This window comes from Hymenobacter aranciens (assembly GCF_030580865.1).
In the GTDB taxonomy this organism is placed as follows: Bacteria; Bacteroidota; Bacteroidia; order Cytophagales; family Hymenobacteraceae; genus Hymenobacter; species Hymenobacter aranciens.
This window is the reverse complement of sequence record NZ_JAUQSY010000001.1, coordinates 402817-421147: the sequence shown is the minus strand read 5'-3', so window position 1 is coordinate 421147 and position 18331 is coordinate 402817. Positions and strand designations below refer to the sequence as shown.

At 59.8% G+C, this 18331-nt stretch carries 1 protein-coding gene; it reads left to right on the top strand.

Annotation, left to right across the window (positions count from 1 at the left end):
* Positions 1-35: 35 nt before the first annotated feature.
* Positions 36-18326: an Ig-like domain-containing protein gene (locus Q5H93_RS01510; protein WP_305004705.1), complete on the top strand. Its 18291-nt coding sequence runs from the start codon at positions 36-38 to the stop codon at positions 18324-18326.
* Positions 18327-18331 lie beyond the last annotated feature (5 nt).

Genomic DNA, 18331 nt, shown 5'->3' with positions numbered 1-18331 from the left:
AACCCTTACTCAGGCGGACCACCCTACCGCCACCATTGTCCACTCCACGAAGCCGCTACCTTACCCGGGCAGTGGCTTTGCTCGCGTTGCTGCTGGGCAGCAACGGGGCCTGGGCCCAGCTTTCGGGCACCAAGACTATTCCGGGCGACTACGCTACGGTAGCAGCGGCCATCACGGCCCTCAACTCCGGTGGTGTAGGCCCTAATGGTGTTACGTTTGACATTGCGGCGGGTTACACCGAAACGTTTGCCAGCGCTACTGCCGGGCAAATCACCCTCAACAATGCTTCGACTAACCCGGCAACAGTCGCTAGGCCTGTCGTCTTTAAGAAGGCGGGCGCGGGTGCCAATCCGGTCATCACCGGCATTGGTACGGCAGGCGCTAATGACGCTATCCTATCGGTAGTTGGTACGGACTACGTCACCTTTACCAACATCAATGTAACGGCAGCCAGCAACACTGTGGAGTATGGCTACGCCCTGTTCCGGGTATCGGCTACCGATGGCAGCCAGAACGTTGTAGTGACTGGCTCAACTATCACACTTGACAAGACCAGCACCAGCACCATCGGTATCTATAGCGCCGCTACCGGCGCAACAGGTACGGCGTACACGGCTTCGAGTTCGTTTGGGGCAAACAGCAACAACGCCTTCCGTGGCAACGTGATTGCTAACTCATTTTTGGGCGTCAACATATTAGGTGCAACGGCGACCGTTGCCAATATGGACACCAATAACGTAATTGGGGCCACAGGCACGGGCAACGGCAACACCATGACCAACCTGGGCGGTAGCAATACGGCCGTGTACGGCATCAACGCCGAGTATCAGGCAGGCCTGAGCATCGTAAATAACACGGTTAGCATCCCTAACGGCAACACCTCTACTGCCGTGACTGGCATTGGCACTGGCGCAGTGAACCCCACGGGCATGGTAGGCGCGCTGACAATCAGCCAGAATGCAGTAACTATTGCTACTGCTTCTACCGGTTCTGGTAGCGGCATCAATATTGGCATTAAGCAGGCAGGTACTACCGCCCTCACTACGGTCAATATTACCAACAATACTTTTACGGGTTGGAATATTCCGAATAGCCCCTACTACGTTCAGTTTATTCAGGACCTCAGCAGTGCAACTGGCCTGACTTCGAATATCACCGGCAACTCGATTACTGGCAACTCCGTTTCGAGCAACTTCTATTTGTTCGGACTCAGCCGGGCAGTATACAACTCCTTGACCACTACCTCTAGTGGCACTGCCAACATTACGGGCAACACCATTTCGAATAACACCTTCGGGGTAACCGGGCTTTCTGGGGTTTCTATTATTCCCATCTATGCTACGGGTACCACCGCGAACATTGGAGGCGCGGGTTCTAACGCCAACGTTATTTCCAATAACACGAGCTCTATTGCAGTAGCTACTGTTCGTTACTACCCCATTTACACCACTGCTGCTACTAGTGTTACTGACAACAACACTATTACGAACGAGACGCTTACCACCAACAGCACGGGGCTTCTGACCTACCCTTACTTCAGCTACACGTCGGTTGCAACGGAAACGGTAACTAACAATACTATTGTTGGCATTTCTGTAGGTGGTACCGGCACGTCGGGCAATAACTTTTACGGCATCTATTCGCAGGCTACCGGCGTCAAAAACATCGCCAACAATACTGTGGGTAACCTTACGCTGGGCACCGCTGGAGGCTCAGTATATGGTCCGTTGCATGGCATCTACAACACAACGGGTAGTACTGTCAATATCAGCCGGAACAAGGTATATGGCCTGACCTCCTACAATGCCAGCGCTCCGGCAGCATCCGGCTTGTTTATCAACAGCGGGACGACTGTAAACGCCAGCAACAACATCATCGGTGGCATCACCACACCAGACCTATCCAGCGCGACGGCTGTAGCGGGTATTCTGGTGAACGGTGGCTCAGCTAGTAACATCTACAACAACACTGTGTACCTGAACGCGAGCAGTTCAGGTACAAATTTTGGCACTTCGGGCATCTTTTTGGCCAGCACGACGCCGACGGTGACGTTAATCAACAACATAGTTGTTAATAAATCGACCCCGAATGGCACCGGCCTCGCGGTAGCACTGCGCCGTACTGCCACGGCTCTGGCTGGTTACTCCAGCAGTTCCAACAACAACCTATACTTCGCCGGTACCCCGGGTACCAACCGGCTGCTCTACTACGACGGCACGAACTCGTACCAGACCCTGGCGGCCATGCAAGCGGCCGTTGCGCCGCGCGAAACCAACTCGCGCACCGAAGACGTACCCTTTGCCAGCACCACTGGCTCGGCTTCCAACTTCCTGCACATTGCCCCCGGCACGGCCACCTTCGTAGAGAGCGGCGGTGTTGTAATCAGCGGCGTGACGACGGACTACGACGGCGACGCTCGTGGCCCCTACACCGGCACCGGCCCGTATTCGGTAAACGGCGTGGCCCAGACCAACGGCGGTGGCTATGCCCCCGACCTGGGTGCCGACGAAGGTGACTTCACGTCGCTTCCCTATATCACCGTAACCGGCACCCCGACCTACACGCAGTACACCGGCATTACCGGGGCTGGGGCTACCAACCAGGCCGTAGCGGCCCTGACGATAGTTACGGCTGGCCAGGTGAATGCTCCCAAGCTGAACAGCCTGACCGTTGACCTGGGCTCGACGCCGGTGGCCGATATTCAGAATGTGCAGCTCTACGTGAGCTCGTCGAATACGTTCTCACTGGCTACGGCTACCCTGGTTCCCACCACGGCCACGCCGGCGGGCACCTACACCATCACGGTAACCGGTGGCTCGACCTTGGCTATCGGCAACAACTACTATTACCTGACCTACAACATTGCGCCAGGTGCAACACCCGGCGACGTAATTACGTCGGCCATCACGAGCATCACGATTAATACCACCAGCTACACGCCCACCCTGAGCGGAGCAGCCGGTGCCCTGACCGTGACCGGCCCGATGAGCGGACCTTACACCATCGACCAGACGGGCAGCGGCCCGCTTAACTACACCAGCTTCACGGCAGCCATCACCGACCTCAATGCCCGCGGCATCAACACGACGGGCAGCGGCGTGCCGGTGACGTTTAACGTAGCCGGTGGTCAAACCTTCAACGAAACCGGCGTTCCGGCTATCAACCGCACGGGTATTGCAGGCTTCCCGATTACGTTCCGCCGCGACCCGGCTGGTAGCGCCACCAACCCCATCCTGCAGGTGACCGGCACTAGCGGCACCAACGACGCGGCCCTGGCCGTGGCCGGGGGCGACTACTTCACGTTCTCGAACCTGACCATCACGCAGCCCACGGGCTCGTCGGCGCTGGAGTATGGCATTGCCTTCTACCGCGCCTCGGCCACCGATGGCTCGCAGAACAACACGGTGCAGAACTGCACGATTACCCTCAGCACGGCTAACGCCAGCAGCGCGGGTATTTACAGCGCCGCCACTACCGTTACTGGTGCCGCCGTAACGACGAGCAGCGCGGCCGGTGCTTTCTCGAACAATAAGTTCTACAGCAACACCATCAGCAACGTCGCCGCAGGTATCTACCTCAACGGCGTCAACGTTGCGGCCAACTACGATACCGGCAACGACGTGGGTGGTGCCGCTGCCGCTGGTGCTACCACCGGCAACACCATTACCAACTTCGGTGGCACAGCCGGCGGGTATGGCATCTATGCCATTTACCAGTCGGGCGCGCTGCTGAACAACAACACCATCAACAACGCCGCTGGTGGCAGCGCGGCCGCTGGCCCCATCTACGGGGTGTACCAGGGCACGAGCACCGCGACGAGCGTGGCGATGAGCTACAACACGGTGACGTTGAGCCAAGGCAGCGCCAACCTGGCCTACGGGGTGTATAACCTCGCGGCCGGGGCTGCGGCCAACACGGCATCGCTGACCAACAACATCGTAACGCTGTCGCTGGCCAACAACTTTGCTACTACAAACGCCTCCTCACTTTACGGGGTGTACAACGCAGCAGCCAACGGCACGGTAACGCTCACCAATAACTCGGTAACGGCTACGGCCGCCAACACGGGTGCGGGCAGCTACGACGGGGGCTTCTATGGGGTGTACAACACCACGGCCATCTCGGGTGGGGCCCTGACTATGACTGGCAACATAGTGAACCTGACCGCTACGGCTTCGGCCGCTGGCGGTTTCGGCAGCGGTGGCCCGTTCTATGGCGTGGGTAACGCGGGCGCAGCCTCGGCCGCCGCTACGCTGAGCAGCAACAACGTCACTATCGTACACACGGTAGGCGGCACGGCTGGCTCGGGCAATTCGGTGTACGGCGTATATAACGCCAGCACCGTAGCCGGCGCCCTGACCATGAGCTCGAACACGGTAGCCAATACTCCCACAAGCTCGACAACGGGTAGTGGCTATGGCGGCAGCTACTATGGTGTAGGCAACGTCAGCGCGGTAACGGGTGCCCTGGCGATGAACTCGAACACCGTCTCGAACTCGCCAACGGTGACCTCAACGCAAAGCATTACGACGAGCTTTTTCGGTGTGTATAACACTGGTGCAGTGAGCAGCAATAGCGCTACGGCCGCCGCCTTCAATGGCAACACCATCAACGCGGTGAGCAGCCTGACCAGCACCGGGGTGCTGTCGGGCTCCTTCAATGGCGTGTACAATACCGGTGCCGTTGGTGCATCCGGAGCCGGCAGTGCTTCGATGAGCAACAACAACGTACTGACTGCCACTGGCAACACCTACGTAACGACGGCTGCTGTTAACCTACTGTACAACACCGGCGTGATACAAGGCCCGCTGACTATCAGCAGCAATACGGGTGGCCCGGCCACCGGCACGGCTACGTTTAACACGGGCAGCGCTTCGTATCTGATTTTCAACAACAATGCTACCGCCAGCGCTATTACGGTTAGTAACAACAACTTCCGTAATCTAACCAGCACGGGCAACGGTAGCTTCGTCGGCTATTACGATAACGGCTCCCCTTCTTCGCCCGGTGCGTTCACCTTCAACGGTAATACACTCAACAACATCACACTGGCCGGTTCGGCCGGCCTGATTGGCGTACAGCAGAGCACCGCAGCTACCCAGGTGATGAACATCACCAACAACACGTTTACTAACCTGACGGCTGGTACGGGCGCAGGCATTGGCATCAACGCTACGTTGGGTGCCGCAGCATCCGTAATCAGCGGCAACACTATCACCGGCTTCAACGGTGGCGCTGCCCTGACCGGTATCGTCTCGAACAGCAACATCGGGTCGGTGTTCCAGAACACCGTGGGCAACCTGGTGAGCAGCGGTGGCAGCAACGTATATGGCATTAATAACTCGGCCACGACCACCAGCATCTACCAGAACAAGATTTACGGTTTGTCGGGCACGGCAGCCGGGTCGGTAGTAGCTGGTATTTACCTCACGGCTGGCACCACGGTAAACCTGCACAACAACCTCATTGGCACCCTGACGGCTCCGGCCGCCACGAGCCTGCTGGCTGTAACGGGTATCAACATGGTCGCCAGCACGACGGTGAATGCGTACTACAACACCATTTACCTGAACGCCAGCAGCAGCGCCGCTACGTTCGGTACCTCGGGCATCTATTTCGCCACCGGTCCGAACCTGACGCTCCGCAACAACATCATCGTCAATACCTCGACGGCCATTGGCACGGGTGGCTACACCGCCGCCCTGCGCCGCGTGAGCGGCACGAATGGCACTGTACCCGCTAACTACCAAGCAGCCTCGAACAACAACCTGTTCTACGCTGGCGCTCCCTCGAGCACCAACTTGCTGTATGTAGAAGGCACAACGTCGGCCACCAACCCGCATCAGCGCCTCGATACCTATAAGGCGTTCATGGCAACCCGCGACCAGGCTTCGGTGACGGAAAACCCGCCCTTCGCCAGCACCACGGGCAGCAGCAGCTCTTTCCTGCACATCAACCCGTCCGTGCCTACGCAGGTAGAAAGCGGCGGCGCTGCCATTGCAACTTACACGACCGACTTCGACGGCGACACCCGCAATGCGACTACGCCCGACCTCGGGGCCGACGAAGGCACCTTCACGCCGTCGGTTCCGGTTACCGTAAGCAGTCTCACCTACACGCAGACTACGGCCAACACGGGGGCTAGTGCTACCAATCAGGTAGCCGCCAGCCTGACCGTAACCACGGCGGGCTCGGGCGCTCAACCCAACCTGACTGCCGTTACCGTTGACCTGACCGGCACGAGTAATGTAGCTGACATTGCAGCCGCCCGCTTGTATCGCAGCAACACCAGCTCGTATTCCCTGGCCTCGGCTACGCTCGTAGCCACGGGCACAGTAAGCGGCACCTCGATTAACTTCACGGGCAGCCAACTCCTCGACCTGGGCAGCAATTACTTCTTCCTGGTATATGATATTGCCGGTACGGCTACCTCGGGCGACCAGATTACGTCGGCTTTCTCGTCGGTAACCATTGGCGGCACGCCTTACACCGGCAGCAGCACACCCGCCATTACGCTGAGCGGCGCCGCTGGCTACCTGAGCATCGAGGGCCCCATGCAGGGCACCTACACCATCAACCAAAGCGGCAGCGGAGCTCGTAACTACACCAGCTTCACGGCAGCTATCAACGACCTAAACGCTCGCGGCATCAACACGGCGGCCTACACGCCGTCGCCTAACACGGGTCCGGTCATCTTCAACGTATCGCGCAGCCAGACCTTCAATGAAACCAGCGTTCCGGTTATCATCACGACGGGTATTGCGGGCTTCCCGATTACGTTCCAGCGCGACCCGGCTGGTGCCGGCGCCAACCCCATCCTGCAGGTAACCGGCACTAGCGGCACCAACGACGCGGCCCTGGCCGTGGCCGGGGGCGACTACTTCGTGTTCTCGGGGCTTGACATCACGCAGCCCTCGGGCCTGACCAGCCTCGAATACGGCATTGCGCTGTACCGGGCTTCAGTGACCAATGGTGCCCAGAACAACACGGTGCAGAATTGCAACATTACCCTGAGCAAAGCCAATGTGAACAGCACCGGCATCTTCGGTGCTACGACCACGGCAGCCGGGGTAGCCGTAGCCGCTCCGACCAGCGTAGCTGGCGCGAATTCGGGCAATAAGTTCTACAACAACATCATCAGCAACGTAACCAGCGGTATCGTCTTCAATGGCTCGAACACGCCGGCTTTCTACGACCTGAACAACGACTTCGGCGGCACGGCTGGTGCTACGACGGGCAACACGGTGAACAACTTTGGCAGCACGGCCAGCAGCTATGGCATCTACGCCATCTACCAGTCGGGCGCGCTACTGAACAACAACATCGTGAATAACACGGCGGGTGGCGGCAGCGCCGCTACCGGCGCCATCTACGGAGTGTTCCAGGGCGCCAGCACGGCTACCAACGCCGTACTGAGCAACAACAACGTGACCCTGAGCCAAGGCAGCAACAACCCCATCTACGGTGTGTATAACGCTGCCGCCGGTGCCGCTGCCAACTCGGTAATAATGTCGGGAAACACGGTGGTGCTGAGCATCACCAGCAACTCGGCTTCGGACCAGACCGGCTACGTGAGCTATGGCGTGTGGAACGCTGCCGCTACCGGCTCGGTAGCCCTCAACGGCAACACTGTCACGATTGCCGGAGCTAATACGGCTGCCGGCAGCTATAACGCTGGCACCTACGGCGTGTACAACACCGGCGCCGCCACGGCAACGGCTGGCAGCCTGACGCTGAACAACAACATCGTAACCCTTTCGCCCTCGGCGACGGCGGGCGGCGGCTTCGGCACGGCCAGCTTCAACGGCGTATCCAACACGGGTGCTGCCTCGAACACGCTGGCGCTGAACAACAACAATGTTTCGGTAGCATTCAATGCTCTCACCGGCAACAGCGGCTTTGGCCAGAATGTGAACGGGGTGTTTAATACCAGCACTGGTACGGCCGTGAACGGCCTGACCATGAACGAGAACACGGTGTCGAATGCTTCGACGTTCAACGTAAGCACGAACTCCTACGGAGCCCAGTTCTACGGCGTGTACAACGCTGCCGCAGTGAGTGGCACCAGCAGCACGCTGGCCATGAACCAAAACACGGTGTCGAACACGCCTACCTCGTATAGCGCCAGCAGCTACACCGGCGGTTTCTACGGGGTGTATAACACCGGCGCCGTGAGCGGCACCGGCGCTACGGCCGCCAGCTTCAATACCAACAATATCAACGGGTCTGACACCTTTGCTGGCACGGGCACGCTGTCCGGCGCAGTATATGGCGTATACAACACCGCAGCCATTACGGGTGGCGCTACGATGAACAGCAACAACCTGTTCACGAACGACGTCAACTCGTATCGGACCACCGGTGCCACGTACATGCTGTACAACACCGGCGCGGTGAACAACGCGGCGGCAACGGGCATCTCGCATACCATCAGCAACAACACCTTCGGGCCAGCTAACGGTATTGCTTACTTCAACTGGAACAGCAACAGCTATCTGATAAACAACAACAGCACGACTGCTGGCGCGACGACGGTTAGCAACAACACGTTCCAGAACATCAACGGCTCGGGTACGGGCGCCGGCCTGTTTGGCTATTACAACTACGCCAGCGCGGCTGGCGATATCACGGTTGACCAGAACACGTTCACGAACATTGCAGTAGCTGGCACGTCCACGCTGACGGGTGTTTTCATGGGCACTTCGGCCAGCCAGAAGATTACGATTACGAATAACACGTTCACGAACCTGGCAACGGGTAGCGGTGGCGGCTCCGCCATCAACTACGCCTACGGTGCTACCACTTCGCGCGTCAACAACAACACGATTGCCGGCTTCACGAGCACGGGTGGTGGGGCGCTGTCCGGCGTTCTCATCGGCCCGAACACTATTGTTACGGGTAACGCAGCAGCTGGTGGCGACATCTTCCTGAACAACATCAGCGGCCTCTCGACTACCGGGGCGGCCAACGTGAACGGCGTCTCGATTACCTCAACGAGCGCAGCCAGCACGGTGAACATTTACCGCAACAAGATTTACGACCTGTCGGGCGACAACGCCGGGGTAACGGTAAATGGCCTGAGCATTGGCGGTTCGATTGCCAACACGGTGAACGTGTACAACAACTTGGTCGGCAACCTGACGGCACCGAACGCAACCGGCGCTTCGGCCATCAACGGCATGCTGGTGTCGAACTCGTCGACGAGCTCGGTTACCAACATCTCGTTCAACTCGGTGTACCTCGCGGCTTTCAGTGCTGGTGCGAACTTCGGCACCTCGGGCATTTTCATCTCGACCGATGCCCCGGTGAACCTGCGCAACAACATCTTCGTGAACGCCTCGTCGCCCAACGGCACGTACGCAACGGTAGCCTACCGCCGCGGCACCACGATTTCGGTAACCAATGCGCCCGTTACGACCAACGACCGCAACCTGTACTACGCGGGTGGGGCTTCGGCCAACACCCTGCTGTATGCCCAGGGCACTACTTCGCTGACCAACACGAAGCAGACGATTGCTGACTTCAAAGCCTACATGGGCAGCCCCCGGGAAGCCAACTCGGGCACGGAATTCCCGAACTTCATCTCGACGACGGGCTCGGATGCCAACTTCCTGCACATTGACCCCACCAACCCCACGCAGGTGGAAAGCGGTGGTATCAACATTGCCGGTATCACGACTGACTACGAAGGCGACATTCGCCAGGGCAACCCCGGCTACCCGGCCGGTGGTGGTGGCACGGCCCCCGACATCGGGGCCGACGAAGGCACCTTCCTGGTGGCCGACCTGCTGCCCCCCACTATCACGTTCACGGCGTTCCCCAACCAGGCCGCTGCTCCCTCGACCACGCTGTCGGGCATCACCATCACCGATAACGTGAACGTGAACGTATCGACCTTCCCGCCCCGTCTATATTTCCGTCGCCGCACCGATGGCAACGTCATCACCGGTAACACCAGTGCTACCGACGGCTGGAAATACGTAGTGGGCACGCTCACGAATACTTCTGCCACGACGCCGCCGGTTTATACCTACAGCTTCAACGTGGATTATTCGCTGCTGAATGGCGGCACGGGCGTAACGGGTGGCGAAACCATCGACTACTTCATCGTGGCGCAAGACCGCGTGGCTCCGGCCAACGTTGGGGTAGGCCATGGCAACTTCCCGCCCAGCAGCATCCCCACTACGGTGAACCTGGCTACGGCCAACCTGCCCACGGGCTACGACTCTTACCTCATCGTACCGGTGCTGGCCAGCACCTACACGGTGGGCACCGGTCAGCCGTACCCGAACCTGACCGGCCCCGCCGGCTTGTTCAACGCGCTGAACGGCGGTATTGCCCAGAGCAACATCGTGGTGAACGTAACCTCCAACCTGACGGAGCCCGGCAACATCGCTCTGAACCAGCTGGCGCAAGCCACGGGCAGCAACTACAGCATCACTATCCGGCCCGATGCCTCGGTAACGAGCGAGCTGCTCATCAGCGGCCCAGGCTTCAACGCCGGCATGATTCGCCTGAACGGTGCCGACAACGTGACCTTCGACGGGGGCGCCAGCCGTTACTTCCGCTTCCAGAACCTGAACACGGTGGCTAGCCCCACCTTCACGTTCCTCAACGATGCTGTGAGCAACACCATCACCCGTTCGGTAATTGAGAGTGGCAACACCTCGACCAGCAGCGGCACGGTGCTGTTCTACAACAGTTCGACGGCGGTAACGTCGACCGGTAACGACAATAACAACGTTACCGACAACGACATCCGCGGCCTCAGCACTACCGGTGGCGCCACCCACGCCAATGCCGTGTACTCTGTATCGGTAACGGGCACTGGTACCGGCACCAACAGCGGCATCACCATCAGCAACAACCGCATCTACGACTGGACTAGCGGTGGGGTGATTGTGCCGGCTGCCGGCAACGGCAACAACTGGACGATTTCGGGCAACAGCTTCTACCAGACGGCCACCCGTACCACGGCGCTAACGGCCGTACAACTGGTGACGGGCTCGGCGCACACCGTAACGGGCAACAGCATTGGCGGTGCCAATGCCACCCGTGGCGGTGCGGCACTGACGTCTTCTGCGGCCTTCATTGGTATCGCAATTCCGTCGGTGGCCAGCAGCACGCACACCATTACCAACAACGTGCTGGCTAACATCGCCAATACCGGTAGTTCCACCAATTACGGCATCTCGTTTACGGGTACCGGCAGTGGCACTATCAGCGGCAACCGCATTGGTATGGCCCTGACCGGTGGCGTGAGCAGCGATACGGTGCGCACGAACTACGACACGTACTCCATCTACAACACGGCAACCGGTACGGTAGCAATAACCAACAACGTGGTAAACCGGGTGAAAATGACCAGCACGGGAGGCGACTTCAACGTGGGTATTTTCTCGAGCGCCGGCACCAACACTATCACCGGCAACACGGTAGCTAACCTGACCACAACGGCTTCGAGCAGCACCAGCGACCTGGCCCTCTCGGGTATCTACGTCTCGGCTGCCACGGCTGGCAACACCGTTTCGAACAACACGGTGTACAACATCGTCAACAGCACGACTACCGCAAGCACCCGCGCCAATGGTATCTTCATTACGGGGGTAAATTCGACGGGTACGGCTACTTTGGTAGAGCGCAACCGGGTGTATAATGTGGCTAATACAAGCCTCACCCCCACTGGCGGCACTTCGGGCCTAGCAGTAGGTATCCGTATTAATGGTGGCGCGGCCACCTACGCCAACAACATGGTAAGCATGGGCGCCAACACGGCGGGCGAAAGCCGCGTGTCGGGTATCGAGAACGCCAGCGCTGGCACCGGCACCAACAACTTCTACTACAACTCGGTGTATGTGAACGGCGCCGTAACGGGCACGGTTAACAACTCCTACGCCTTCCAGCGTAGCAGCACCAGCCCCCTGATGCTGCGCAACAACGTGTTCTACAACGAACGCACCGGTGGCGGCGCGGCTCACGTGGCCCTGCTGGTAAGCTCGACGACGGGCTGGACTGCCACTACTGCCGACAACAACTATCTCATTACGGTAGATGCCAGCAAAGTAGTAAGCTACAACGGCACCGTGTATAGCATGAGCAGCTACCAGAGCATTTCTGGGGGCGCTCCCAACTCGCTCAGCTCGACGACGAGCAGCGTAACGTCGAGCAACCTGTTCGTAGACCCGGCAACCGCCAACCTGCACGTTGGTCCGTACTACGTGACGAACGTGCGCTCGGCTCCGCTGGAGTCGCGTGGCGTAGCCATCGCAGGCTTCACGACCGACTACGACAACGATACCCGGCCGGGTCCGGCAGGCAGCACCAACGGCGGCGGCTCGAACCCCGACATCGGGGCCGATGAGTTCGACGGTCGTCCGGCTGGCACAGATGTGACCGTGGTAACTATCAACGGTATCACTTTCCCGGTGAATGCCGGTAGCCTCCCCGTAACGGCAACGGTTCGCAACCTGGGCAACGTGCCGCTGACGAGCGTAAGCCTGACGTACACCCTCAACGGTGGCTCGCCGGTAACGCAAAGCTTCACGGGCTTGTCGGTAGCTCCCAACGCTACCACACCGCTGGCCCTGGGCTCACCCACGCTGGCGCAGGATATCAACACCCTGGTGGTGACGAGCAGCCTGCCCAACGGCAGCACCGACGAAGACCCGACCAACGATACGCAGACACTGAGCTTCCGCACGACGCTGGTGGGTGCTTACACCATCAACAAGGCAGCGGCAGCTAGCAACACCAACTTCGTGGCCTTCATGAACACCAGCACTCCGACCGTAAACGCCGCCGCTTCGTCGCTGGCCGCTTACGGGGTAAATGGTGCGGTTACCTTCGCCGTATCGAACGGCGCTTACACCGAGCAAGTGCTGTTGCCAACTATTGCTGGCACCAGCGCTACCAACACGGTTGCATTCAATGGCAATGGCCAAACCCTGACCTTCGCGCCCACCAGCACCAACATTGCGGTGGTAGCATTCACGGGGGCTGACTACACCACCCTGAACAACTTCGTGATTAACCCCACCGGCACCACTTATGGCGCTGGGGTTATCCTGAGTGGTCAGTCGAACAATAACTCGATTACGAACAACGTGGTGAGTGCGCCGGCCAACGTATCGAGCACCACTACTGGCGGTATTGCTATCAGCAACAGCCTGACCAGTATGACGAGCAGCGGCGACGCTGCTGCCAACACTGTTATCTCGGGCAATACCATCAGCGGTGGCTACTATGGTATCAGCATGTCTGGCCCCACGGCTACGACAGCTGTTGGCAACCAGATTCTGAACAATACCGTGCGCGACTTCTACACGTATGGTATCTACTCAACCTACCAGAACGCACCGCAGATTCTTGGCAACGACATCAGTCGCCCGACTGCCACCACCGTTACCACGTTCAATGGTATCTACATGACGACCGGTAACTCCGGCGCTGCCGTAGAGCGCAACCGGATTCACGACCCCTACGCGGCCGTGCTGACCAACTCTTCTGCCGCTTACGGCGTGTACATCGCAGCATCGGCCACGGCTGCTGCTCCGAACGACTACGTGAACAACGTTGTGTACAACCTGCAAAGCGCGGGCACGGTAGCAGGCTTCTATAACTTCTCGGCCTACGCGTACCAGCGCTTCTACCACAACTCGGTAAGCAGCGACTACACGACCAGCTCCAGCGGGATTACCTATGGCTATTACCAGTCGGGTAACGCTGCCGGTATAGAACTGAAGAATAACATCTTCAAAGTAACCCGCACCAGCACTGGCAGCCAGTACGGCCTGTACTTCTCCACTGCGGCAGCTGCTACGGCTGCCGTGTCGGACTACAACGACCTGTATGTAATGGGTAGCGGCACCGCCACCAACTATTACACCGGCTACAACGGCACAGCCCGCACCACGCTGGCGCTGTGGCAGACTAACTCCGGCCTCGATGCCAACAGTGTGGCAGTTGACCCGCTGTTTGCTAACGCGGCTACCGGCAACCTGAAGCCGACCACCAACGCCGGCATCGACGGCATTGCACCGTTGCTGCCCCGCGTACCGAACGACATCACGCTGGCTACCCGCAACTCGCCCACCGACCCCGGTGCCTACGAGTTTACGCCTGCACCTTACGACATCGAGCCTGCCGTACTGGTAAGCCCGGTGCCCAGTGGTCAGACCTGCTTCAGCTCGGCTGAACCGCTGTCGGTAACTATCCGCAACACTGGCTTTGCCAGCACCAACCTAAGCACCATCACGCCGGCTACCGTTTCGGTATCGGTACTGACGCCCAGCGGCACGGTTGGGCCGTTCACGGCCACCCTCACCGGCACCATTGCCGGTAACGGCGGCACGCTGCCGGTAACCATCCCCGGCACGGTAGACATGACGGCTTACGGTGACTATGTCTTCACGATTACGACCAACGTATCGGGTGACGGCAGCACCGGCAACGACGTACTGACGGTGACGCGTACGGTAGCTGCTCCGGTGGCTGGCACGGTATCGCCCGCCGCGGTGAGCCTCTGCCAGGGCCAGACGCAGGTACTGACCGTGGCCGGCACGGCCAATGGCACCATCTACTGGCAGCAGTCGACCAACGGCACCACCTTCACAGATGTGAGCCCGGTGGCCAATGGCACGACCTACACCGCCACGGCCACGCCGGGCGTGGTAGCCTACCGCGTGCAGGTGCGTTGCAACAGCAACGTGGCTAATTCGAACTTGAGCACGTTCACGGTAGACAACCCGCAGCCGGTAACGGCTTCGGCCTCGCCGTCGACGGTGTGCGAAGGCAACACGACGACCATCACGGCCACGAAAACGAGCAGCCAGTCGGCTATCCGCTTCTACTCGGCTGCTACCGGTGGCACGGAGCTGACGCCGACTTCGGTAGCAGGCAACACGTACACTTACACGACGCCAGCCCTGGCGGCAGGCACGACCAACTACTACGTAGCCGCCGTTTCGGGAGCAACTGAAGTTGGTGGTAAGCCGGCACCTACCAGCCCCAGTAATATCATTGCTAATGGGTGGGGTATGCAGTTCACTGCTAACAGCAGCTTCACGCTGCAATCGACCACTATCTACCCAACTGGTACTGGCACGGTAAATATTGCCCTTTACAACAATGCCGGTGTTCAACTGGCTGAAACAGGCAACATCAGCGTAACGGGAACAGGTGCCACTACCCCGGTAGTAGTGCCTCTCAATTTCCCCGTGCCTACCGGTACTAATTACCGTCTGTTGCTAAAGGCTTACTCTGGTATCTCTAATCTCGTTTACGAGACCACCGGTATCTCGTACCCTTACAACTCGCCCAGTGGTGCGTTGTCAGTGAATTCGGCGTACTGGGACCCTGCCACTACGAGCTACATCTTCTACTTCTATAACTTTGTAGTTAGCACATCCTGCGAAGGCTTGCGGACGGCAGTACCAGTAACGGTGACCCCCGCCCCGAGCGTAACCATCACGCCCAGCACGCCGGTAACGGTGTGCCAGGGCGCGCCGGTAGCCGTAACGGGCACGGCTGATGCGTACTACAACACGTTCACGTACTCGGCCACGGCTCCGGCCCAGGCTTCGGATGTGACCTACAACAGCACCGCGCTGGCTGCCACCATCACGGCTCCGACGACGGTAGGTACTTATATCTACACCCTGACGGCCAGCAACAGCACCGCCGGCGCCGGCAGCTGCCAGGCGATACGCACGATTACGGTGAACGTAATCGCCCCGACGGCCGGCACGCTGGCTTCCTCGATTAGCTCGTTCTGCACCAGCGGCACGCCTACTCTGACGCTCACCGGCTCGACCAACGGTACCATCCAGTACCAGCAGTCGACGACGAGTGCCACGACGGGCTTCACGAACATCGCGGGCGCTACCTCGGCTACATACACCCCGGCTGCGGCCCTGACGCAAACGACCTATTTCCGCGTGCTGACCAGCTGCGATGCCAACGTAGTAACGTCGAACGTGGTGACGGTAACCAACGTGGCTCCGCCCACGCCGGTTGTCACGCCTGCTTCGCCGACTATCTGCAACAACACCAGCACGACGCTGACGGCCGCTGTGCCGAACAACGTCGTAAGCAACAAAGTGTTGTTCTCGGAGAACTTTAATGCCGGCTTGGGCAGCTTCACGGTTGATAACGCCAGCGGCGCTACAGCCGTTACTAACTGGGCCCTGCAAACGCCACCGTTCACGTCCAGCACCTACCTGACGAACTTCAACGGGGCCGATGGTACGCCGTTCGTCTTTGCCAACTCAGACGCTGGTGGCTCGGGTAGCACGACGGATACGCGCTTGGTATCGGCCAGCTTCAGCACACTGAATGCATCCGGCCTCAGCCTCACATTCGACCAGCTTATGCGTTCGCCTACGGATACTAAAGCCGACGTAGAATATTCGATTGACGGTGGCAGCAGCTGGACACTGGTACCCGGCGGCAGCTTCACCAGCACAGCAGTTGGCACTACTTCGGGGGCTTCGGCTGCCACGGCTACGACGACGCTGGCGCTGCCAGCAGCCGTAAATGGTCAGGCTAACGTGAAGATTCGTTTCAACTACATCGGCAGCTACGACTGGTATTGGATTATCGACAACGTGCGGGTAACCGGCAACTTCTCGGAAGCTGCCACCTACGCCTGGACGCTCGTGAGCGGCCCCGGCCCGCTGCCAGCCACGACCAACACGGCCAGCCTGACGGTATCGCCCGCAGATAATGCCGTTTCGGTATACCGCGTGACGGCTACCTACGCCAGCGTGAGCTGCTCGACCAGCAACGACGTGACGGTGACGACCACGAACACGACCACCTGGACCGGCGCCGCCGCTTCGGGCAGCACCACCAACTGGTACAACGCCGGCAACTGGACCACCTGCGTGCCGTCGGCTACTATCGACGCCGTCATCCCGACGGGCCTGGCCAACTACCCGACCATTACCTCGGGCACGGCTCCAGTACGCAACCTGACCATCCAGGGCACGGGTACGCTGACCACCGCGAACAGCGGCACAATGCTCGACATCAAAGGCAACTTTGTAACGGCGGGCGTGGCTTCGTTCACGGCCGGCACAGGCACCATGACCAGCTTCTCGGGTGCCACGGCGCAAGCCATCGGCTCGGGCACGTACTACAACGTAGCCATCAGCGGCAGCGGCGCTACGGCCAAGTCGCTGGGCGGTGACGTGGTTGTGAACAACAACTTCGACCTGACCAACGGCATGCTGGACAGCAACGGCCACGAGCTGCAGCTGAACAGCACTACGGGTAGCTTCGTGGGTGCCGGCACCAGCCACTACGTGGTGACCAACGCCAACCTCGCCGGCCATGTGCGCATCAACAACGTGGGCCCGACGGGCCGCGCCAGCGCCACCTTCCCCATTGGCACGACGACGACCTATACCCCGGCTACGCTGACCAACACAGGCGACCTCGATTACTTCGTGGGCTCGGTGAAGGACGGCATCAGCCTGCAAGGCACGGGCACGTCGATGACCACCGGTGTGGTGGGCAAAACCTGGGACATTGCCGAAGGCACTGCCGGGGGCTCGAACGCTACGCTGACCCTGCAGTGGAACGCGGCCGACGAACGCTCCTTCAACCGCACCAGCGCCGCCATCGTGCACTACGAAAACGGTGCCTGGAATGGCCAGTGCTACACGTGCTACGCGGCCGCTGCTGGCAGCGACCCCTACACGCTGAGCCGTTCGAACATCACGACCTTCTCGCCCTTCGCCGTTCAGGACAACACCAAGCCGCTGCCCGTGGAGCTGACCCGCTTCGAGGCCGTGCGCAACGGTGGCAACGCCATCCTGAACTGGAATACGGCTACCGAGAAGAACAATGCCGGCTTCGAAGTGCAGGTGAGCACCAACGGCAGCTCGTTCCGCAAGCTGCAGTTCGTCGAGCCCGCCTCGGCTAACTCGAACTCTCCCCGCAGCTACGTTTACAACGACGTGGAAGCCGGCAAAACCGGCCTGCGCTACTACCGTCTGCGTCAGGTTGACCTCGACGGCAAGGCCAGCTTCTCGCCCGTGCGCACCGTGGACTTCGGCAAACTCGACGGCACCAGCCTCACGGCCATGCCCAACCCCTTCAGCGCGCAGCTAATGCTGAACGTGCAGACCCGCACGGCCTCGCCCGCCACGCTGCTGACGGTGACCGACGCCACCGGCCGCACCATCCTGACCCAGACGCTGGCCCTGCCGGCCGGTCAGAGCCAGGTGACGATTAACGACCTCGAACGCCTGCCCGTAGGCATGTACCTGCTCCACCTGACCCTCGACGGCCAGCTGCAGCACGTGAAAGTGGTGAAGAAGTAAACTTC